At 72.3% G+C, this 20,072-nt stretch carries 15 protein-coding genes; 9 read left to right on the top strand and 6 right to left on the bottom strand.

The window, feature by feature from the left end; translation table 11 throughout:
• The first annotated feature begins 34 nt into the window (after positions 1-34).
• Positions 35-1,066: a glutamine synthetase gene (glnII, locus tag N5875_RS27840; RefSeq protein ID WP_318211343.1), complete on the top strand. Its 1,032-nt coding sequence runs from the start codon at positions 35-37 to the stop codon at positions 1,064-1,066.
• A gap of 419 nt (positions 1,067-1,485) precedes the next feature.
• Complete coding sequence (locus tag N5875_RS27835) at positions 1,486-2,046, top strand: winged helix-turn-helix domain-containing protein (protein ID WP_318211344.1); 561 nt, start codon at positions 1,486-1,488, stop codon at positions 2,044-2,046.
• 13 nt (positions 2,047-2,059) lie between these two features.
• On the opposite strand, the gene N5875_RS27830 is transcribed toward N5875_RS27835, so the two are convergent.
• Together N5875_RS27830 and N5875_RS27825 are read right to left on the bottom strand one after the other, a co-directional pair.
• On the bottom strand, positions 2,060-3,520 hold the full coding sequence (locus tag N5875_RS27830) for a PepSY domain-containing protein (RefSeq protein ID WP_338496881.1): 1,461 nt from the start codon (positions 3,518-3,520) through the stop codon (positions 2,060-2,062).
• A gap of 46 nt (positions 3,521-3,566) precedes the next feature.
• Positions 3,567-4,271, bottom strand: a complete 705-nt coding sequence (locus N5875_RS27825) for a hypothetical protein (protein WP_338496880.1) — start codon at positions 4,269-4,271, stop codon at positions 3,567-3,569.
• 174 nt (positions 4,272-4,445) lie between these two features.
• On the opposite strand from N5875_RS27825, the gene N5875_RS27820 reads away from it, so the two are divergent.
• From N5875_RS27820 to N5875_RS27800, 5 genes are all read left to right on the top strand, one after another.
• Entirely contained in the window at positions 4,446-5,447 is a 1,002-nt protein-coding gene (locus N5875_RS27820; RefSeq protein WP_318211347.1) for an NAD-dependent epimerase/dehydratase family protein, read from the top strand.
• Positions 5,448-5,576: 129 nt separating this feature from the next.
• Positions 5,577-6,377, top strand: a complete 801-nt coding sequence (locus N5875_RS27815; protein ID WP_338496879.1) for a tyrosine-protein phosphatase — start codon at positions 5,577-5,579, stop codon at positions 6,375-6,377.
• Between the two features lie 177 nt (positions 6,378-6,554).
• Positions 6,555-8,651 (top strand): hypothetical protein, encoded by a 2,097-nt coding sequence (locus tag N5875_RS27810; protein ID WP_338496877.1) that lies wholly within the window; start codon positions 6,555-6,557, stop codon positions 8,649-8,651.
• A gap of 140 nt (positions 8,652-8,791) precedes the next feature.
• Entirely contained in the window at positions 8,792-9,676 is an 885-nt protein-coding gene (locus N5875_RS27805) for a metal-dependent hydrolase (RefSeq protein WP_318211350.1), read from the top strand.
• Positions 9,676-10,743 carry a PDR/VanB family oxidoreductase gene (locus N5875_RS27800; RefSeq protein WP_318211351.1) on the top strand — a complete coding sequence of 356 codons (1,068 nt, stop codon included), beginning with the start codon at positions 9,676-9,678 and terminating at the stop codon, positions 10,741-10,743. The genes N5875_RS27805 and N5875_RS27800 overlap by 1 nt, the downstream gene beginning before the upstream one ends.
• 7 nt (positions 10,744-10,750) lie before the next feature.
• On the opposite strand, the gene N5875_RS27795 is transcribed toward N5875_RS27800, so the two are convergent.
• Positions 10,751-11,266 carry a hypothetical protein gene (locus N5875_RS27795; RefSeq protein WP_338496874.1) on the bottom strand — a complete coding sequence of 172 codons (516 nt, stop codon included), beginning with the start codon at positions 11,264-11,266 and terminating at the stop codon, positions 10,751-10,753.
• A 37-nt stretch (positions 11,267-11,303) separates the two neighbouring features.
• Here N5875_RS27795 and N5875_RS27790 point away from each other — a divergent pair, with 37 nt between their 5' ends.
• On the top strand, positions 11,304-12,038 hold the full coding sequence (locus tag N5875_RS27790) for a TetR/AcrR family transcriptional regulator (protein ID WP_318211353.1): 735 nt from the start codon (positions 11,304-11,306) through the stop codon (positions 12,036-12,038).
• Here the strand turns inward: N5875_RS27790 and N5875_RS27785 are convergent.
• Positions 12,023-12,355 carry an isomerase gene (locus N5875_RS27785; RefSeq protein ID WP_318211354.1) on the bottom strand — a complete coding sequence of 111 codons (333 nt, stop codon included), beginning with the start codon at positions 12,353-12,355 and terminating at the stop codon, positions 12,023-12,025. The two genes, N5875_RS27790 and N5875_RS27785, sit on opposite strands and share 16 nt — an antisense overlap.
• A 54-nt stretch (positions 12,356-12,409) precedes the next feature.
• Here N5875_RS27785 and N5875_RS27780 point away from each other — a divergent pair, with 54 nt between their 5' ends.
• A complete protein-coding gene (locus tag N5875_RS27780; RefSeq protein WP_318211355.1) occupies positions 12,410-12,928 on the top strand; it encodes a GNAT family N-acetyltransferase in 519 nt (172 codons plus the stop codon).
• Here N5875_RS27780 and pulA read toward each other — a convergent pair.
• Positions 12,915-18,215 (bottom strand): pullulanase-type alpha-1,6-glucosidase, encoded by a 5,301-nt coding sequence (gene pulA, locus N5875_RS27775; RefSeq protein ID WP_338496872.1) that lies wholly within the window; start codon positions 18,213-18,215, stop codon positions 12,915-12,917. The genes N5875_RS27780 and pulA overlap by 14 nt on opposite strands.
• Before the next feature lie 80 nt (positions 18,216-18,295).
• Positions 18,296-19,996 (bottom strand): carbohydrate-binding module family 20 domain-containing protein, encoded by a 1,701-nt coding sequence (locus N5875_RS27770; RefSeq protein WP_318211357.1) that lies wholly within the window; start codon positions 19,994-19,996, stop codon positions 18,296-18,298.
• Positions 19,997-20,072: the final 76 nt, after the last annotated feature.

The raw sequence follows: 20,072 nt of genomic DNA, 5'->3' as shown, positions 1-20,072 counted from the left end.
ACACCCGCAGCAGCACGCCCAAAGGATGAGGCCCGTGACCTTCAAGGCTGAGTACATCTGGATCGACGGCACCGAGCCGACCGCGAAGCTTCGTTCGAAGACGAAGATCATCGTGGGCGGGGGCGCCACGCTCGGCGAGCTGCCGATCTGGGGCTTCGACGGTTCCAGCACGAACCAGGCCAAGGGCCACGCCTCGGACCGTGTCCTCAAGCCGGTCTTCGTCTGCCCGGACCCGATCCGCGGTGGCGAGGACGTCCTGGTGCTGTGCGAGGTCCTCAACACGGACATGACGCCGCACGAGTCCAACACGCGTGCCGCGCTGGCCGAGGTCGCCGCGAAGTACGCCGCGCAGGAGCCGATCTTCGGCATCGAGCAGGAGTACACCTTCTTCGAGGGCACCCGCCCGCTCGGCTTCCCGGTCAACGGCTTCCCGGCCGCTCAGGGTGGCTACTACTGCGGTGTCGGCGCGGACGAGATCTTCGGCCGCCCGATCGTCGAGGCGCACCTGGAGAACTGCCTCAAGGCCGGTCTCGGCATCTCCGGCATCAACGCCGAGGTCATGCCGGGCCAGTGGGAGTTCCAGGTCGGCCCGCTGGCGCCGCTGGAGGTCTCGGACCAGCTGTGGATCGCCCGCTGGCTGCTGTACCGCACGGCCGAGGACTTCAACGTCTCCGCGACGCTGGACCCGAAGCCGGTGAAGGGCGACTGGAACGGCGCGGGCGCGCACACCAACTTCTCGACGAAGGCGATGCGCGAGGGCTACGACGCGATCATCACCGCCGCCGAGTCCCTCGGCGAGGGCTCGAAGCCGCTCGACCACGTCAAGAACTACGGCGCCGGCATCGACGACCGTCTGACGGGCCTGCACGAGACCGCCCCGTGGGACCAGTACTCCTACGGTGTCTCGGACCGCGGCGCCTCGGTCCGCATCCCGTGGCAGGTCGAGCAGGACCAGAAGGGCTACATCGAGGACCGCCGCCCGAACGCGAACGTGGACCCGTACACGGTGACCCGCCTCCTGGTGGACACCTGCTGCGAGGCCCTCGCGAAGGCCGGCCAGGTCTGATCCCGCACCTCTTCGGAAGGGGCGTCCACCGTGATCGGTGGACGCCCCTTCGGCATGCCCGGCGTGATCGGTGGGCGGCGCCCCTTCCGCATGCCCGGACAGGCCGCCCCTCCCGGCATGTGGGAAGGACGAGACGGGGTTTGGCCGGTGAAGGGGTCGTCGGGGGCATTCCCTTCTGGTTGAATAGGGATATGGCCATCACTCAGAACGACAGCGCGACGGGTCGTCACGACCTCGAGCCGTTCTGGCCTTCCCGGCAGCATCACGACTTCGACCGGGTGTGTTGCCGCGCGAGGAACGCGTCGGCCCTCTAAAGCCCCGATCGGTACGGTCCGATCCACGGCCTTCGGCCGACGCGCACGACGTTCGACGTACGACTCCTGTCCGTCCGTTCCTCCGCGCGAAAGAGCTGACTTCCCATGGCCCAGACCGCTCACAGCACCCCCGCCGCCGTTCGTCCCGGCCGTCATCGACTGCGTGCCGTCGATCCCCACGAGGTCGTCGACTTCGCGCAGGTCGCGGACTTCCTGCCGCCCGGCGCCACGCTGCTGCCCGCTCCCCCGCACACCCTGCCGACGCTTCCGGGCCGGCCGCCGATGGTCGGGTACCTCGTGCTCGTACCGGCCGATCAGCAGCCGCGGCTGCCCGTCGCCGCACCCGCTCCCGCGCCCGCGCCCGTCGCCGCCGTGGTGGAGGACCAGGGGCCCGTGGCCATCGACGGCGTCCGGCGGGTCGCCGTCGTGGACGGGCAGGCGCTCGACCTGACGTATCTCGAGTTCGAGTTGCTCGCCCATCTGGTGGCGCACCCCCACCGGGTCCACACCCGCGACCAGTTGGTCACCACCGTGTGGGGGTACGGCCACGTCGGCGACGGGCGTACGGTCGACGTGCACGTGGCCCGGCTGCGGCGGAAGCTGGGCGCCGAGCACCGCCACACGATCCAGACCGTGCGGCGGGTCGGCTACAAGTACACGCCCTGACCGGGTAGTCCGGTCAGCCTGCCGTCGTCTTCCTCCTCGCCCTGGACACCAGTCCCAGGGCGAGGTCCACGGTCAGGAACAGCACCAGGCTGATGCCGAGCAGCGGCACGAACCACGCCACGACGGCCGTCACCGCGAGGAGCGGGAGCAGCATCGTCACCGGGACCTTCCGCCAGGCCCCGCGGGCCACCGGGCGACCCGGGCGGCGCAGCCACCACATGCGGTAGCCCCAGAGGATCAGCAGGATCAGGGCGAGCGCCAGGGCGGCGAGGGCCAGCTGGTTGAACAGGCCCAGGAACACACCCGTGTGCGCGTCGATGCCTATCCGGGTGAGCTTCGCGAGGAGCGGGTAGTCGGCGAAGCGGAGCTGGTCGATGACCGCGCCGTCCGCCGGGTTCACCGCCACCGAGTCCAGCTGGAGCGGGAACTGCGTGTCCGTCTCCTTGACCACGTAGCCCTTGCCCTCGCTCGGCAGGACCACCGAGATCCTCGGGCTGTCGATGCCGGCCGCGCGGGCCGACTCCAGCACCTTGTCGAGGCCGATGTCCGGGCCCTGGGCGGTGGTGCCGCCGGTGTGGCCGCCGCCGTGGCCCTCGTGTTCCGAGGAGCCGTCGGCCGCGCCGCCGACGGTCGCCGTGAGCGTGGGCGTCGCGCCGCCGAGACCGTCCTGGACGGCGCCGATGTTCTCGCCCGCGTACCGCGACCAGGTCAGTCCCGTCGCCGACAGCAGGACGAGTCCGGTCACCGCCCACAGGCCGACCGAGCCGTGCCAGGAGAGCGTGCGGCGGCGGGACTTCGCGCCCCCCTCGGGGACGAACAGTGCGCGGCGGTTCTTCCTGCGGCGGCCGAGCCAGAGCAGCAGACCGCCGAGGGCGATCACCCACAGCCAGCTGGCGGCCAGCTCGCTGTAGTTGCGGCCGATCTCGCCCAGGTGCAGATCGGCGTGGAGGCCGTCGATCCAGGTGCGCAGCGGGAGGGCGCCGGAGCTGCCGAAGCTGGGCAGCTGTCCGCGTACGTCCCCGGTGTACGGGTCCACGAAGACGGCCAGCGAGGTGTCCTCGGGGACGTCCGGGTCGGCCATCAGGACGCGGGTGGTCGCGCCGGGTTCGGCGCCGGGCCAGACGGCGGTGACGGTGCCGTTCGGGTTGACCTTGCGGGCGATGTTCACCTGCTGGGAGAGCGGGAGGGTCGTCTCGCCGACGGGGACCTCCAGCTCGTGCGCGTACACGACCTTCTCGGCCTGGAAGGAGAGCGCGTAGAGCAGACCGCTCGCGGCGGCCACGAGGAGGAACGGGGCGACGAGTACGCCCGCGTAGAAGTGGAGGCGGAGGACGAGGGGGCGGAGGGCGCTCCAGGTGCCCGCCTTCTGCTTCTGCGGGGTGGTGGGCGTGGCCGGGGTGGTGGGCGTGGCCGGGGCGGTGTCCGACGGTGGCGCCTCGGGAGTTTCCGGGCGTGCGGGATCGTCGATGGTCATGGCTGTCCTAGGAGTTCGGTGCAGACAGGGGGAAGGGACCCCCGGGTCAGACGTGTGCTCCGAGGGCCTTGGCGCGGGATACGGACAGCCGGGGCGGGCCGCGCCGGGAGAGCGTGTGCGCGAGGACGACGGTGTGCGGCCGGTGGGCGGCGCGGCGCGCCCTGCGGATGGTCCGGCGCGGGACGTCGGGGACCCGCACGCGCGCGAGGATCAGTCGCAGGGGGGTGAAGGCGTACGCGAGGGCGGCTCGGGCGAGGGTGAGGAACGCGGCCTCGCCGTGGGCCAGCCAGAGGCCGCAGAGGAGCGCGGCGAGGAGGTGGGCGGCGAGCATGCCGCTGCTCATGTCCATGGACATCGCCGTGCCGGGGGCGCTGCTCATGTGGTGCGTGCCGGTCATGCCGACCGCGCCGTCGGCGGCCGTCGTCCCGTGCATCGCGTGGGTGCCAGTCATGCGGCTCGGGGCCGCCGCCGTCGGGTGCCCCGTGTCCCCGGCGTGCGCACCGGCCATCGAGAAGAGCAGGTGGAGTGCGCCCTGGAGGACGAACAGCGCGCCCGCGATCGTCGGGGCGCCCCGGCGCCGGCCCGCGGCGGCCCATGCGGCGGCGGCCGTCACGGCGAAGGCGCCGAGCAGCGCGAGCGCCGGAAGCTGGTGCGCGGACATGAACGAATGCCCCACGGCAGCCAAGGTCACGCACACCACCGCGAACAGGGCGGCTCGCAAGGCGCGCAGGGGCGACCGGGCATTCGTCATCGCCCGTCATGGTGTCACCCCCGCATTTCGGCCACGAGACCCCCTCCCGAACCGATGACCTTCCTCCCGAGCCCGATGACCTTCCTCCCGAACCGATGACGTTCCTCCCGTGGCGGAATCCCCTCGGAGCGAAAGCCCTGGTCCCGTGCGGTGCGCAGCGGGCACTCTCGGATCATGAAACTGCTGATGCTCGGAGGTACGGAATTCGTCGGCCGCGCGGTCGTCGAGGCGGCGCTCGACCGGGGCTGGGAGGTGACCGTCTTCCATCGCGGCCGGCACCCCGCGCCCGCCGGGGTCACCTCGCTGATCGGTGACCGCACGACCGGCCCGGAGGGTCTCGCCGCCCTCGCGACGGGTTCCTGGGACGCCGTCGTGGACACCTGGTCGGCCGCACCGTCCGCGGTGCGGGACGTGGCGCGGCTGCTCGCCGACCGGGTCGGGCGGTACGCGTATGTGTCGAGCCGTTCGGTGTACGCGTGGCCGGCGGCGGCCGGGCTCGCCGAGGACGGCCCGCTGGTGGAGGGTTCGGCCGACGACGGGGACGTGCCGTACGCCGAGGCCAAGCGGGGCGGCGAGCTCGCCGCCACCGCCGCGTTCGGTGCGGACCGGACGCTGCTCGTCCGGGCGGGCCTCATCCTCGGCCCGTACGAGAACGTGGGCCGGCTTCCCTGGTGGCTGGGCCGGATCGCGCGCGGCGGCCCGGTCCTCGCCCCCGGGCCCGCCGCGCTGTCGGTCCAGTACATCGACGTCCGCGACCTGGCCGAGTGGACGCTCGACGCGGTGGCCGCGGGGCTCTCGGGGCCGTACAACCTCGTCTCGCCGCCCGGGCACGTGACCATGGGCGACCTGCTCGACGCGTGCGTCCAGGTCACCGGCTCCGCCGCCGAACTCCGCTGGACCGACTCGGAGGCGCTGGTCAAGGCCGGGGTCGCGCCGTGGTCGGAGCTGCCGGTGTGGCTGCCGCCGGGCGAGATGTACGACGCGATGCACGCCGCCGACGTCTCCCGCGCCCTCGCGACGGGGCTGCGCTGCCGGTCGGCGGCGGAGACGGTCGCGGACACGTGGGCGTGGCTGGAATCGATCGGGGGCGCGGCGCCCCAGCGCCCGGACCGGCCGCAGGTCGGGCTCTCGCCCGAGCGGGAGGCGGAGGTGTTGGCGGCGCTCGCGGAGGGGTGAGACGGGGGAGGTGGGTCGGGGTGGGTCGGGGTGGCCGGGGCGCCGTCGCGAAGAGTGGCTGAAACTGCCTATATCGAGGCGATCCACTACGGTCGACACGAACGTGTACGTACCGGAGGAGTCGACGTCATGCCCGCCATCCCCGCCACCTCCGTCGCCAACCTCCGTGACCTGGGCGGTCTGCCGCTCGCCGCCGGGCGTTCCGTCCGTCCCGGCCTCGTCCTGCGTTCCGCCCAGCTCGACCGGCTCGACCCGGCCGAGCCCACCGTGGCCGCGCTGGGCATCCGTACGGTCGTCGACTTCCGTACGGAGACCGAGCGCGCCGACCGGCCCGACCGGCTCCCCACGGGTGCCCACGGCCTCGTCGCGGACGTGCTCGCCGACCATCTGGCCACCAGTGGGCTGCCGCCCGCCGCCCGCCTGAAGGCGCTGCTCACCGACCCGGCGCTCGCCGAGGAGCTCCTCGGCGGGGGCCAGGTCCGGGCGGCCTTCGCCCGGACGTACCGGGCCTTCGTCTCCGGCGAGTCCGCCCGGCTCGCCTACCGCACCCTCCTCACCGAGCTGGGCGCTCGGGACGCCGGTCCGCTGCTCTTCCACTGTTCGGCGGGCAAGGACCGGACGGGGTGGGCGGCGACGGTCGTCCTGTTGCTGCTCGGCGCGGACGAGGAGACCGTGCGGGAGGAGTATCTGTCGGTCAACACGGCCGTACGGCAGGCGTTCGCGCCGATGATCGAGGGGTTCACGGCCCAGGGCGGCGACCCGGACCTGGCGCTCGATCTGATCGGGGTGCTGCCGCAGTACCTGGACGCGGCGCTCGACGAAGTGGCGGTCCGGCACGGGTCGATGGAGCGGTACGTACGGGAGGGGCTCGGGGTCGCGGACGAGGTGACGGAGCGGATCCGTGAGCGGCTGACGGTTCGCGCGGGGTGAGGCGGGTGGGGCGTCCGCGTCGCGGGGCTCCTTCTGACCAGCGGGCGGCCGGGGGGCGGGGGTGCCAGGATGCCGGGGCCGCCGGGGTGGCGGGTCGCCGGGTCGCCGGGGTGGCGGGTCGCCCGGGCCGCCGGGCCGCCGGGGTGACCATCGGAAGAATCGCTCGTTCTGCTGAACGTGAGCACCAAGGATCTCGTTCCCTCCTCGCCCGTGGGCCCCGTCGACGTCGAGCAGGCCGAGGCCGCGCTCGTCGAGCACTATCCGCGTCTCGTCCGCATCGCCTACCTCGTGCTGCCGCCGTCGCTCGGCCGCAACCGCCGGGTGCTGACCGCGCACGCGCTCGTCCAGCGTTCGCTGCCGCGCCGCCGGGTCGTGGGCCCGGCCGTGCCGGAGCCCCGGCTCGCCGAGGACGCGGTCGACCCCGGTTACGCGTACGTACGGGGTGAGGTGCTGCGGCAGGCACTCGTCGCGGGGCTGCCGTTGCGGCGCCTCGCGCTGCCGCGCCGGGCGCAGTTCCCGCCGTTGCTGCCGCACGTGTGGGGGCTGCGGTTGTTCCCCCGGGTGGGGGGCGCGGACGAACTCGCCCTGGACCAGCGGCTGTCCCGGCTGTCCGGCCCGGGCCGCGCGGCCTGCGTCCTGCGGGGCCTGGAACGCCAGGGCGACGCGGAGGTCCTGCGGGTGCTCGCGGCAGCGGGGGTGGCGGACCCGGCGTCGGCGCTGGCGGAGGCGGACGCGCTGGACGAACTGGAGATCGGGCCGACGGGTGGACCTGAGGGGTACGGGACCGACCCGGCCGCCGCGCGGGCCGGGGGCGGGGCCGGCCCCGCGGTCAGGGTCGGCGAACAGGGCGGACCGGGCGGGGCCGGAGCCGCGGGCGACCGGACGGGGCCCGGCGCATCCGGCCGTGCGGGCCGAACGGGCCGCAGTGGCGGCGCCCTGCTCGAGTCCGACGAGTTCGATCCCTGTGCGCTGCAGGCGCGGCCCACCGATCTGTTACGGCGGCGGCAGCACGCGCGGGCCGGGGTCGTCGCCGTCGCCGCGTTGCTCGTGTGCGGGGCGCTGCTCGGGCTGCCCGGGGACGGCTGGGGCAGAAACGGTGCTGCTGCGCCCTCGTACGCCCGTAACCCCGCCGCCGAGGCCGCTCTCGACCCCGGGGCCCTCAAGCGCGTCGCCCCGGAGGTCTGGCCCGGTTCCACCCGGCAGGACTTCTCCGTGTGGCCCGCGCGGGGGGCGCTCACCGGGGACCGCGCGCTGCTGCGGCGGGCGCTCGCCGTGTGGGCGCGGCCCGGCGCGACCGTGCGGTCCTCCGCCACGCCGGGGACACCGGTCGGCCCGCCCATGGGCCCGCCCCAGTTGCTCTTCGCCGGGGTGGTCGACGGGGCCCGGGTGGTGCTCCTCCACGACGGGCTGCGGGCCGTGCGGTACGCGGAGCCGGTCGGGGGTACGGCCGGGACCGCGCTCGACTTCGCGCGGACCGACGGGGCCGACGCCGTCGGCTCGGCCGCGCTGGTCCTGTCCCGCGCCGCCGGCAACGTCCGTTATCTGACGGCCCCTTGGGTGCGGGAGACCGCCGTACGGGATCTTCTCGCGCCCGGCGCGGACGCGAGGCCGCTGGGGCGTGACGCCGGTGGGGTGACCGAGCCGATGACCAGTCCCGCGCTCGCGAGGGGCTGCACCCGCTGGAACACCCTTCAGGTGCGGGACGGTTCCGGGCTCCGGCTGCTCGCCGATCTCGGCGAGCTCGCGCCCGCCCGGCTCCTCTGGGGGCCGCCCGCCGCACCGGCCGACGCCACGAGCCCCGAGGCGCGCGAGGCCTGGGCGCGGACCGCCTGCCAGCTGGCGGCGGTACGGGCGCACGGCGTCCGGTCCGTGAACGCCTGGCGGTTCGCCCGACAGCCCCTGCCCGAGGGCGCCGGGACCGGCACCTGGCTGTGCACCCGCGCGGAGACCTGGCGTGGCGCCGGCAGCCGGGTCCTCGCCCAGTTCCTGGTTCCGTCTCCGACCGTGCCCGCCGCGCTCGCGGCCCGTTCCGAGGGGTCGCCCGCCTGCGGCGTGCGCGATCCCCGGGTCCTGGCCGGGGTGCTCTGGCAGGCTCCCGGAGGTGGCTGGTACGTGCTGGCCGCCGGGAGTCCGGACTTCACCGCCCTGGAGACCTCCGGCGGGGTGAAGGGGCGGTCCGACGGCCCCCTGCTGGCCGTGAAGGCCGCGGCCGGGGCCCGCGCCGACCTCGACGGCACCTTGCGGGACGGGACCCGGACGGGCGCCCTGAGGTGAGTGGCGAGTGGGAGGCGAGTGGGAGGCGAGGGAGAGGCAGGGGAGAGAGGCGGGGCGGCCTGGGCGTCCCCTCCCCCACCGGCCGAAAAGACCGTGCACGCCCCTGTTGCCACCGCAGTACCCCTCAGTACATTGACGCCATGTCTAATACGCAGCCTGCACCGGTGGCGTCGGAGCACGTCGAGCTCAAGGCCCGAAAGGTCCGCTTCGACTGGGAGGAGACTCCGCTCCACTGGGTACCCGGCGATCCCTTCACCACGCACACCATCAACGTGCTGCACCTGCTGCTCCCGGCCGGCGAACGCTGGTTCGTGCACGTCTACAAGCAGGCGCTGCCGTACATCACCGACGACCGGCTGCGCGCGGACGTCATCGGCTTCATCGGCCAGGAGGCCATCCACTCCCAGGCCCACGACGACGTCCTGCCCCACCTCCGCGAGCAGGGCCTCGACCCGACCCCGTACACCGCGCAGGTCGACTGGTTCTTCGAGAAGCTCCTCGGGGACCGGACCCTGCCGCCGGGCCGGCCGCGCCGCTGGTGGCTGATGGAGCGGGTCGCGATGATCGCCGCGATCGAGCACTACACCGCCTTCCTCGGCAACTGGGTGCTCAACGCCGACGAGCTCGACCGGGTCGGCGCCGACCCCACCATGCTCGACCTGCTGCGCTGGCACGGCGCCGAGGAGGTCGAGCACCGCTCGGTCGCCTTCGAACTGTTCATGCACCTCGACGGCGGATACCGGCGCCGCGCCCGCACCTGGGCGCTCGCGTTCTCCGCGCTCGTCTTCCTCTGGCAGCGGGGCGTCCGCTTCTTCATGGAGAACGACCCCACCCTGCTCGACGGCAAGGCCTCCTTCGGCCAGTTCGTCCGCAAGGGCCGACAGGGCGTGCTGCCCTCCACCCCGGACATGCTGCGCTCGATACCCCGCTACCTCAGCCGCGCCTACCACCCCTCCCAGGAGGGTGACACCGCACAGGCGATGGCCTACCTGGCGACCTCGCCCGGCGCCAACGGAGGCCACTGATGCCCCGGTTCACCACCGTCGCCCTCGTCGCCGGGGCCGCGCTGCTCGTCCGCCGCGCCGTCCGCAGCCGCATGACCACCGCCCCGCTGTGGCCGATGCCCGCCCTCGACGAGCCCGTGTCCGGATACGGCCGGGGCAGCACCGTCCCCCGGAAGGCCGTCGTCACCTCGCGCGCCACACCGGCCGACGGGGTCGTCGAACTGCGCCTGGCAGCACGGGGGTTGCCCGGCTGGCAGCCCGGCGCGCACATCGACCTCGTCCTGCCCTCCGGGCTCGTCCGGCAGTACTCGCTCTGCGGCGACCCGACCGACCCCACCACGTACACCGTGGCGACCCGGCTGATCGAGACCGGACAGGGCGGCCGGGGCGGCTCGCGCGAGGTCCACGAGCAGCTCCACGAGGGCGTCGAGATCGAGATCCGGGGACCGCGCAACCGCTTCCCGCTCGTCGACTCCCCCGCGTACGTCTTCGTCGCCGGCGGCATCGGCATCACCCCGGTCCTGCCGATGCTGCGCGCCGCCGAGGCGGCCGGGGCGGACTGGCGGCTCGTGTACTGCGGACGCAGCCGCGCCACCATGCCGTATCTGGCGGACATCGAGGCACTGGGCCGGGCCGGGAACCGGGTGACCGTCGTCGCCGAGGACGAGTCCGGCCTTCCCGACCTGGGGTTCCTCGCCGACGTGTCGGCCGAGACGCCCGTCTACTGCTGTGGTCCCGACGGGCTGATGGACGCCGTGACGGCGGCTGTGCCGGAGGGCCGGGCCCCGCGGCTCGAACGCTTCTCGGCCGCCGCGACGACCGGAGGCACGGCCTTCGAGGTCGAGCTCCGCCGCTCCGGGCGTACGGTGCGGGTGGCGGCGGACCAGTCGGTCCTCGCGGCGGTCCACGAGGAGGTCCCGGGCCTCATGTACTCCTGCCGGCAGGGCTTCTGCGGAACCTGCCGTCAGCGGGTCCTGGAGGGCGAGATCGACCACCGGGACGAGCTGCTCACCGACGCCGAGCGGGACGACTCGATGCTGATCTGCGTCTCGCGCTGTGCGGGAGAGCGGCTCGTACTCGATCTGTAGACGGGCCCTACGGCAGGACCAGCCAGTCGAGGGCCAGCGCGGCGAGGAGGCCTCCCACCAGGAGCCAGGTGCCCAGCCGCGTACGGCCGTTGCGGGACAGCTCGATCACGATCCCGCAGAGGATCATCGCGAGTCCGTACACACCGACGACCAGGACGGACGTCCGGCTCGCGAGGCGGATCACCAGGACGACGGCCATCGCGACGAGCAGCACGGAGGCGGCGGCGACGCGCAGTCGCCGCGCCTGCTTGGGCGTGAGGCCGTTCCCGGCGGCGGGGTCCTCGTCGTCGACGACCTCGGCGTCGTCCGCGGGCTCGTCGCCGTCGGCGGGCTCGTCGCCGTCGGCGGGCTCGTCGCCGTCGGCGGGCTCATCGTCGTCGGCGGGCTCGCTGTCGGCCTCGTCCGTCCCGTCGAGTTCGTCGCCCTCGTCCGTCTCGTCGAGCTCGGCGGCCTCTTCGGCCTCGGGGGCCTCCGGGGCCTCGGTGGCCTTGACGGCCTGGGTGTCCTGGTCGGAAGCGCTCATGGGGCAGGAGCGTATCGGACGACGTTAGGCTGTTCGTATGACGACCGGGGTGCGCCGCAGAATGGGCGTCGAGGAGCGCAAGCAGCAGTTGATCGGGGTTGCCCTCGAACTCTTCAGCCACCGCTCTCCCGACGAGGTCTCCATCGACGAGATCGCCGCGGCCGCGGGGATCTCGCGGCCGCTGGTCTACCACTACTTCCCCGGCAAGCAGAGCCTCTACGAGGCGGCCCTCCGGCGCGCGGCCGACGAGTTGGCGGCCAGGTTCGTGGAGCCGCCGCAGGGGCCGCTGGGGGCGCGGCTGTTGCGGGTGATGGGCCGGTTCTTCGACTTCGTCGACGACCACGGGCCGGGATTCGCGGCGTTGATGCGGGGCGGGCCCGCGGTGGGTTCCTCGACGACGAACGCGATGATCGACGAGGTGCGGCACGCCGCGTACGTGCAGATCCTCGCCCATCTCGGGGTCGAGAACCCCTCGGCCCGGCTGGAGTTGGTCGTCCGGTCCTGGGTGTCGCTCGCCGAGTCGACGGCGCTGATCTGGCTGGACGGGCGCCGGGTACCGCGCGCGGAGCTGGAGTTGCAGCTGGTGCACGACTTCGCGGCGCTCGCGGCGGTGAGTGCCGCGTACGACGCGGACATGGCGGAGATCCTGGTCGGCATCCTCGCGGACGAGCCGGCCGACGGCCCCTTCGGGGAGCTGGTGGCCCGGCTCGTCGCGCTCGTTCCGACGGTGTCGGGCGACCTGGCCTCCGTACCCGATCAGCGCTTGCGGTAGGACGGTTCGAGGTCGCGGACCTCGACGGAGAGGCGTACGCCGTCCGTGGTCCAGAGGTAGTGGGGCAGCAGGTCGAGCACGCCTTCCGCCAGCTGGGCCTTGAGTTCGTCCGAACGGCCGGGCAGCAGGGCGATCTCTACGTGCACGATGACGTCCCGGGGCGTTCCGTCGCCGACGAGGAATTCCTCGACCTCCCGGAAGCGGGTCTTGCAGGCGTCGAGCGTCGTGTCGACCGTCTTCACGACGAACGGGTGCAGGGCGGCTGCGAAGGCGCGGCGTTCGAGGGGTGCGGTGTAGTCGACGGTGATCTGCGGCATGAGGGTCACTCCCCGGTTCTACGGATGTCTGGCCACAGCCTTACGGTGATCGCCATGACGACACAAGTGACCTTCCGGCAGGCGGACGACGGCGACCTGGACCTTCTGGTGGGGCTGTTCGACGGGGCAGCCCGCTGGATGGCGCGGAACGGGATCGACCAGTGGAAGCCGGGCGGGAAGAGCGCGGAGCACTTCCGGGGACGCATCGCCGCCGGTGAGGTGTGGCTTGCCCGCCACGCGGGCCGCACGGTCGGCGCGTACGAGCTGTGGTGGGAGGACGAGCAGGCCTGGGGGCCGCAGCCGCCGGTCGCCGGCTATGTCCACCGGCTGATGACGGACCGGGGAGCGGCGCCCGCCGGGACCGGACGGGCGCTGCTCGCCCACGCGGAGGGACGGATCGCGGCCGGCGGGCGGGCGGTCGCCCGCCTCGACTGCGTGTCGAGCAACCCGCGGCTCCGTACGTACTACGAAGCCGCGGGCTACCGGGTCGTCGGCGAGGAGCCGGGGAAGCTCGCCGCCGACGGCACGCGTTACGGGGTCACGCTCATGGAGCGGGCGATCACCCTGCCGTGAACACCGCCACCGTGCGCGCCGGGACCGTGAAGGTGCCCGAACCCGACTCGTAGGACGACGACTTCACGACCGTGTCCCCGCCCGCCGCCTGCACCGGGTGCAGCGCGTACGAGGTGCCCGCCAGGTCGGCGATCTTCTGCGACGTGCTCCGCGGGCTCGCGTTGAAGACCACCACCAGGTCGCCCAGGCGCATCGTGATCACGCCCGGGGTCTCCTCGCGGCCCGAGAGCGGGAAGGTCAGGGCGTCCTGCACCTGGCCCGTGGTCGCGAGGGAGAAGGCCGGCTCGGTGGTACGGATCTTCTGCAGGTCGCGGTACGCGGCGGAGGCGCCGTCGATCTGCTCGCAGCCGACCGTCAGGGCCGGGTTCACCAGGAGCGGCTTTCCGTAGCCCCACTTGGCCTTGTTGTCGGGGGCCGGCGGGAGACCGATGCCGAAGCCGTTGCCGTCGCCGCAGTCCCAGTGGATCGCGTTGAACCAGTCTCCGCTGTCGTACGAGTTGCGGTCGAGGGACTTGGAGCGCAGCAGGTCCGAGCCCGCCTGGGAGAGCGCCGGGCCCTGCGAGAGGGTCGCGGTCGCCATGGCGAGGACCTGCATCCGCGCACGGTCCGCCGGGGACACGGACGCCGGGAGCTTGAAGGCGAGCGCGTCGTACAGGGTCTCGTTGTCGTGGGCGTCGGCGTAGGCGAGGGCCTCACCGGGGGCGGCGGCGTATCCGGCCGGGGCGCCGTTGTAGTCGACCTCGGAGCCCTTGACCGTACGGCCCGAGGTGTCCGTGAAGGTGTACGAGGCGAGGTTGCCGGTCAGGCCCACCTTGATCAGGTCCTGGTAGTGGAGCAGGCGGGCCTTCTGCTGCTCCGGAGTGCCGTTCGCCGTGGAGGTGTTGGGGTCGGTGTAGAGGCCCGAGGCGAAGCCCTGCACGCCCGGGTCCTCGTCGAAGGGGCCGCCGCCGCGCACCGCGTCGCGGGCCCGGTCGGAGAAGGTGGCCACACCCGTACCGGCCATGTTCTTCTGGGTGGCCTGGACGAAGCGGGAGTCGTCGGCGATCTCGCCGAAGTTCCAGCCCTCGCCGTAGAGGATGATCGCCTTGCCGTCGACGCCGTCCTCGGCGAGGGTCAGCTCGTCGAGGGCCTTGCGCACGGCGAGGATGTTGGCCTTGGGGTGGTGGCCCATGAGGTCGAAGCGGAAGCCGTCGACCTTGTAGTCCTTGGCCCAGGTGACGATCGAGTCGACGACGAGCTTGCCCATCATCGCGTTCTCGGGTGCGGTGTTGGCGCAGCAGGTGGAGGTGGCGACGGTGCCGTCGGCCTGGAGGCGCTGGTAGTAGCCGGGGACGATCTTGTCGAGGACGGACTTGTCGGACTGTCCGGCGGCGACGGTGTGGTTGTAGACGACGTCCATGACGGTGCGCAGGCCGGTGCCGTTGAGGGCCTGGACCATCTGCCGGAACTCGACCGTGCGGCGGGTGCCTTCGGGGTCGGTGGCGTAGGAGCCCTCGGGGACGGTGTAGTGCAGCGGGTCGTAGCCCCAGTTGTAGGCGTCCTTGGCCGCGGCGGCTGCCACGCAGGCCTGCTGCTCCTCGGAGTCGGGGGCGTAGACCTTCAGGTCGCAGGCGGGGGCCTTCTGGTCGGACTTCTTCTCGGGGATGGTGCCGATGTCGAAGGCCGGGAGGAGGTGGACGTAGGAGGTGCCGGAGGCGGCGAGCGCCTTCAGGTGCTGTGAGCCCTTGCTGTTCTTGTCGGTGAAGGCGAGGAAGGTGCCCTGGTGGGCGTCCTCGGCCGTGGGGTCGGCGATCGAGAAGTCGCGGACGTGGAGTTCCTGGATCTGGGCGTCGCGCAGCGGAACGGCCGCCGGCTTCTTCAGGGTCTTCCAGCCCTGCGGGGCGAGCTTCGGGTCGGTGAGGTCGACGACGAGGCTGCGGGCGGAGTCGGTGGTGAGGGCGGTGGAGTAGGGGTCGGTGACCTTGTTCACGACGACCTTCTGGACGGTGGGCGCCCAGACCTTCACCACGTAGCGGTACGGCTTGCCCGTCCAGGACTTCGGGCCGGTGACGGACCAGACGCCGGAGCTGTCGTCGCGGCGCATGGGAACGGTCCGGCCGTCGAGTTCGAGGGCCACGGACTGGGCGGTGGGGGCCCACAGGGAGAGGCCGACCTTGCCGCCGCGGAAGACGGGGCCGAGAGCGGCGCCAGTGGCCTTCTGCGCGTACAGGTCGTCGAGGATTCCGGCGGTCTGCACGCCGGTGGCGGCGAGCAGGGCGCCGTTGGCGGCGCGCTGGGTGGCGACGAGCTGGCCGCGCAGGGAGCCGCGGACGCGGTCCCTGTCCCGGGGGTCGACGGTGAAGGCCGGGTACTCCTTGAGGTGCGGGTACTTCGCCTTCTGGGCGTCAGTCAGCGAGGAGGAGGTGAGCCGGAGCCACTGGCCCTCGGTGTTCAGTGCGCCGTCGGTGACGGTGATCCCGCCGTCCTTCGCGTACACGAGCTGCTGGCTGGTGGCCTCGGTGGCCTTGACCTTCCAGACGACGGTGTCGCGGTCGATCCACTGGGCCTCGGCCTTGCCGAGGTCCAGGTTCGGGGCGCCGCCGACGGTCGGGAGCAGGTACTTCTGCTGTCCGGAGAGCAGCCACACCTCGTGGCCGAGGCTCGCGAGGTCGAGGGACTGGTCGGTGGGCAGGTCCTTCTCGTCGCCCTTGTGGAGGATGTACGAGAGGGAGCTCGCGCCCTCGGTGAGCGGGACCTCGTAGACGGCGCCGTAGGCGTCGATCCGGGTCGGCATGAGGGGCTTGGACCAGTCGGTGGGCTGGGCGGCGCCGGTCCAGGTGTGGAGGCCCCAGCCGTCGTAGTTCCCGTCCGGGCGCTGGTAGTGGAGGACGGCCTTGGTCTTGTCCGGGGCGGTGGGGGCCGGGTTCGTGTCGGACTGGCCGTCCTGGCCCTGGGTGATCCAGACCTCGCCGGTGCGGCCCAGGTTGACGCTCCGCTGCGGGCCGTCGGTGGTGCCGTTCCGCTCGACGGTGTACGCGACGGTGGAGGCGCCCTCGGGGACCTTGACCCAGGCGAAGGCGCCGTGGGCGTCGCGGCCGGTGAAGGCGGCTTCCTGGCCTGCGGCCTTCAGGGTCCAGCCGTCGTAGTTCCCGTCCTCGCGCTTGTAGTGGACGACGGCGTACGTGCGCTCGACGGCGACCGGCTTCTCGGGCGCGGGGGCCTGTCCGGCGGTGCTTGCGGCGGTGGCGCTCGCGGTGCGGCCCGTGCTGTCGACGACGACGGCCTTGTAGCGCAGGGCGGTGCCGGCGGGGGCGGTGACGTGCTGGGTGACCTTGTAGGGGGCGTGGTCGGCGGTGCCGAGGGTCTGCCAGCGGCCGTTGCCGGTCTGGGCGGCGAAGACGACGCGGTTGAGGCCGCCGCCGCTGACGTCGGCGGTGAGCTCGACGGTGCCGGTGGCTCCGGCGGCGGGCGCCTTGAGGCTGACGGAAGGCTTCACGGCGGGGGCCGGGAGGGGCTTGTCGGCCTTGAGGACGAGGGAGGAGAGGGCGGGGACGGTGACGGTGACCTTGCCGTCGGTCGCCGTGACGGCGCCCTGGCTTCCGTACAGGGCGCGGAAGTTCGCCGAGTCGACGGGGACGGTGACCGTCTTCGTGGTGGTGGCGCTGTTGGTGGCGACGAGGTACTCGGTGCGCGTCTTCGTGTCCGTACGGGAGAAGGCGTAGACGGAGCCCTCGGCGTACCGTTCCTGCTGGACGCCGTCGCGGAGGGCCGGGTGGTCGCGGGTCAGCTTCGACAGGGCGGCGACGGACGTGTAGACCGGGTGCGTGGGGTCGTACGCGTCGGTGGCGTGGGTGCGGTCGGTGCCGAGCTGGTCGTCGTCGAGGTAGTCGGCGGTCTTCGAGGCGAAGAGGGTCTGGCGGGCGTCCTTGTCACCGCCGGGGCCGGTGAAGCCCTGCTCGTCGCCGTAGTAGATCACCGGGTTGCCACGGGACAGGAACATCAGCTCGTTGGCGAGGGTGGCCCGGCGGACGAGTTCGGTGTCGGAGGCGCCGGGGTTGTCCTGCTTGAGGAAGGTGCCGATGCGGCCCATGTCGTGGTTGCCGAGGAAGGTCACCTGCTCGTAGGCGTTGGCCTTGTCGGTGGTGTACCGGTAGTCCTCGGCGAAGACCTTGGCGAGGCGGTCGGCTCCGGCGCCCTGGGAGGCGAAGGCGCGGGCGGCGTCCTGGAAGGGGAAGTCGAGGGTGGCGTCGAGCCGGCCCCGGGTGACGTACGGGGAGGTGACGGCGGTGTCGGCGGAGTAGACCTCGCCGAACATGAAGAAGTCCTCGCGGCCCTGCTTCTTGGCGTAGGCGTCGAGGGCGGTGGCCCACTGGGTCCAGAAGTCGAGGTCGACGTGCTTGACGGTGTCGATGCGGAATCCGTCGATCTTGAAGTCGCGGACCCACTTCTCGTAGATCTTCCGCATGCCGTCGACGACCTCGGGGCGCTCCGTCCACAGGTCGTCGAGACCGACGAAGTCGCCGTACTCGGCGGACTCGCCGACCCAGGTGGAGTCGCCCCGGTTGTGGTACATCGTGGGGTCGTTGAGCCAGGCGGGGACCTTGGTGTCCGCCTTCTCGGTGGAGCCGACCGGGGTGTACGGGAAGGAGCCCGCGTCGACCTTGCCGATGGCGTCCCGGTCGTCGAAGGGGCGGCCCGAGGCGTCGAGGTACGGGTAGGCGCCCTTGGGGCGGTAGCCGTACTTCTGCTCGGCGTAGTCGACGGTGTCGGCGGTGTGGTTGGTGATGACGTCGAAGAAGACCTTCATGCCCTTGCGGTGGGCGGCCTCGATCAGCTTCTCCAGGTCCTCGTTGGTCCCGAAGTGCGGGTCGACCTGGGTGAAGTCGGTGATCCAGTAGCCGTGGTAGCCGGCGGAGGCGTCCTTGCCCTCCCCCTGCACGGGCCGGTTCTTGAAGATCGGCGCCATCCAGATGGCGGTGGTGCCGAGGCCCTTGATGTAGTCGAGCCGCTCCGTGAGGCCCTTGAGGTCGCCGCCCTGGTAGAAGCCCTTGTCGGTGGGGTCGAAGCCGGTCTGGGTCCGGCTGCCGGTGAGTCCGCCCCGGTCGTTGGAGGTGTCGCCGTTGGCGAAGCGGTCGGGCAGGACGAAGTAGAACTGCTCGCGGGTGAGGTCCTGGCGGGCGGGCTCGGCCGCGAGCGCCCGGTCGGAGGGCGGGGCCGGGGGCCTGGGCGCGGCGGCCGCGGGGACGGCCGGCACGAGGGCGGCGCACAGGGCGGCGGCCAGTGCGACCGCCGTTCTCTTGCGTGTCACGGGGGTGCTCCCTGGAGGAGGGACGGGGGTACGGGTGGGAGGGCCGCCCCGGCTGGGGGCGGCCCTGCGGGTGCGGAGAGTCAGCTGCGGAAGGTGTCGTTCAGCGTGATCTGACCGGAGGCGGGGACGGTCGCGGTGCGGTTGGCGCCGGACTCCCAGGTGACGTTTCCGGCGGCGTCCTTGCGGATGTACTTGTACTCGAAGGCCGTTCCGGCGGGCAGGCCGACGGTCAGCTTCCAGACGGGGTACGTGGCCGGGTCGAGCTTGAGGGCGGCGGCCGGGGACCAGTTGCCGAGTTCGGCGCGGTTCCCGGTGACGTAGATGTTCTGGCCGGACACGGTGGTGGCGGTGGCGTTGAAGGACGCGCCCGAGGTGGCGGGCGGGGTGGTGGTGCCGCCTCCGCAGCTGGTGGCGTTCACGTGCAGGGCCAGGGCGGTGTTGGCGCCGAGGGTGGCCGTGAACTGGCCGGATCCGTTCACCGTCACGGGCGTGTTCGACTGGACGTCGCAGTAGGTGCCGGCGGGCAGCGAGGTCTGGAAGGTGCGGCTGAGCGCCGAGGTCTCGTGGTTGATGGCCACGTAGGCCTTGCTGCCGCGGCCGAACGCGATCGCGTTGTTGCCGTTGTCCCACCAGCCGGTGACGGCCTGGCCGCGGGCGGTGTTGCGGAAGCCGACCATGGAGGAGATCTCGCGCCAGGCGTGCTGGCACTTCCAGCCGTCCGTGTAACAGGCGTTGACCTGGCCGCCGTTGGGCGGTCCGGCGTCCTTGTCGGTCCACTCGTAGCCGGAGTGGACGTCCGGGGCGCCGTAGGGCCAGGCGAGGGCGAAGACGGAGGCGAGGGTGTAGTTCGCGCCGTCCTTGTAGGAGAGGGTGTCGCCGCCGCGCTCGGTGTCGTGGTTGTCGACGAAGACGCCGGACTGGCCGGAGGGCATGTAGCCCCAGGCCTCGCCGAAGTTCTTGAGGTAGGCGAGCTTCTCGCTCTGCAGGACCCGCTTGAGGTCCCGGGCGTAGCGGAACTCCTGGACGTCCCCGCTGCCGAGGTACTCGCTCGGGGAGACGGCCTCGCCGGCGCCGTGGATGGCCTCCAGCTTCCAGTACACGCCGGGGTTGGTGAGCCGCGACTTGATGTTCGCGAGGTCGGCGGCCGGCATGTGCTTGGCGGCGTCGATGCGGAAGCCGTCGACGCCGAGCGAGAGCAGGTCGTTCAGGTAGCCCGCTATCTTCCCGCGGACGTAGTCCTCGCCCGTGTCGAGGTCGGGGAGCTGGACCAGTTCGCAGTTCTGGACGTTGCCGCGGTCCTGGTAGTTGGTGATCGAGGAGCGGCAGTCGTCCATGTCGGAGCCGGAGTAGAGGCCCGGGTAGTCGTACTTGGAGAACGGGGTCCCGCCCGTTCCCGTACCGGAGCCGTTCGCCATGTGGTTGATGACGGAGTCGGCGACGACCTTGACGCCGGCCGCGTGGCAGGTGTCGATCATGCTCTTGAAGGCGGTGCGGTCGCCCAGACGTCCGGCGATCTTGTAGCTGACGGGCTGGTACGAGGTCCACCACTGGCCGCCCTGGAGGTGTTCCTGGGGCGGGGAGACCTGGACGTATCCGTATCCGGCGGGGCCGAGGCGGTCGGTGCACTCGCGGGCGATGGAGCTGAACTTCCATTCGAACATCACCGCGGTGACGTCCTTCTCGCCGGGCGGGGCGGCCTGCGCCGGGGCGTTTCCCGTGACGGCCACAGCGGCAGCTCCCGCCACGAGGGCGAGTGCAGCGGCCACGGTTTTTCTGGCCATGATTCCTCCTGCTGACTTCACTGTCGCAAGAAGTTGCCGAAAACTTCAGCAACTGTTTTCAGCCGTGACCGTACGA

The organism is Streptomyces sp. SJL17-4 (genome assembly GCF_036826855.1).
GTDB lineage: Bacteria > Actinomycetota > Actinomycetes > Streptomycetales > Streptomycetaceae > Streptomyces.
Note: the sequence above shows the minus strand (reverse complement) of the source record. Positions and strands in the feature narration are given on the sequence as shown.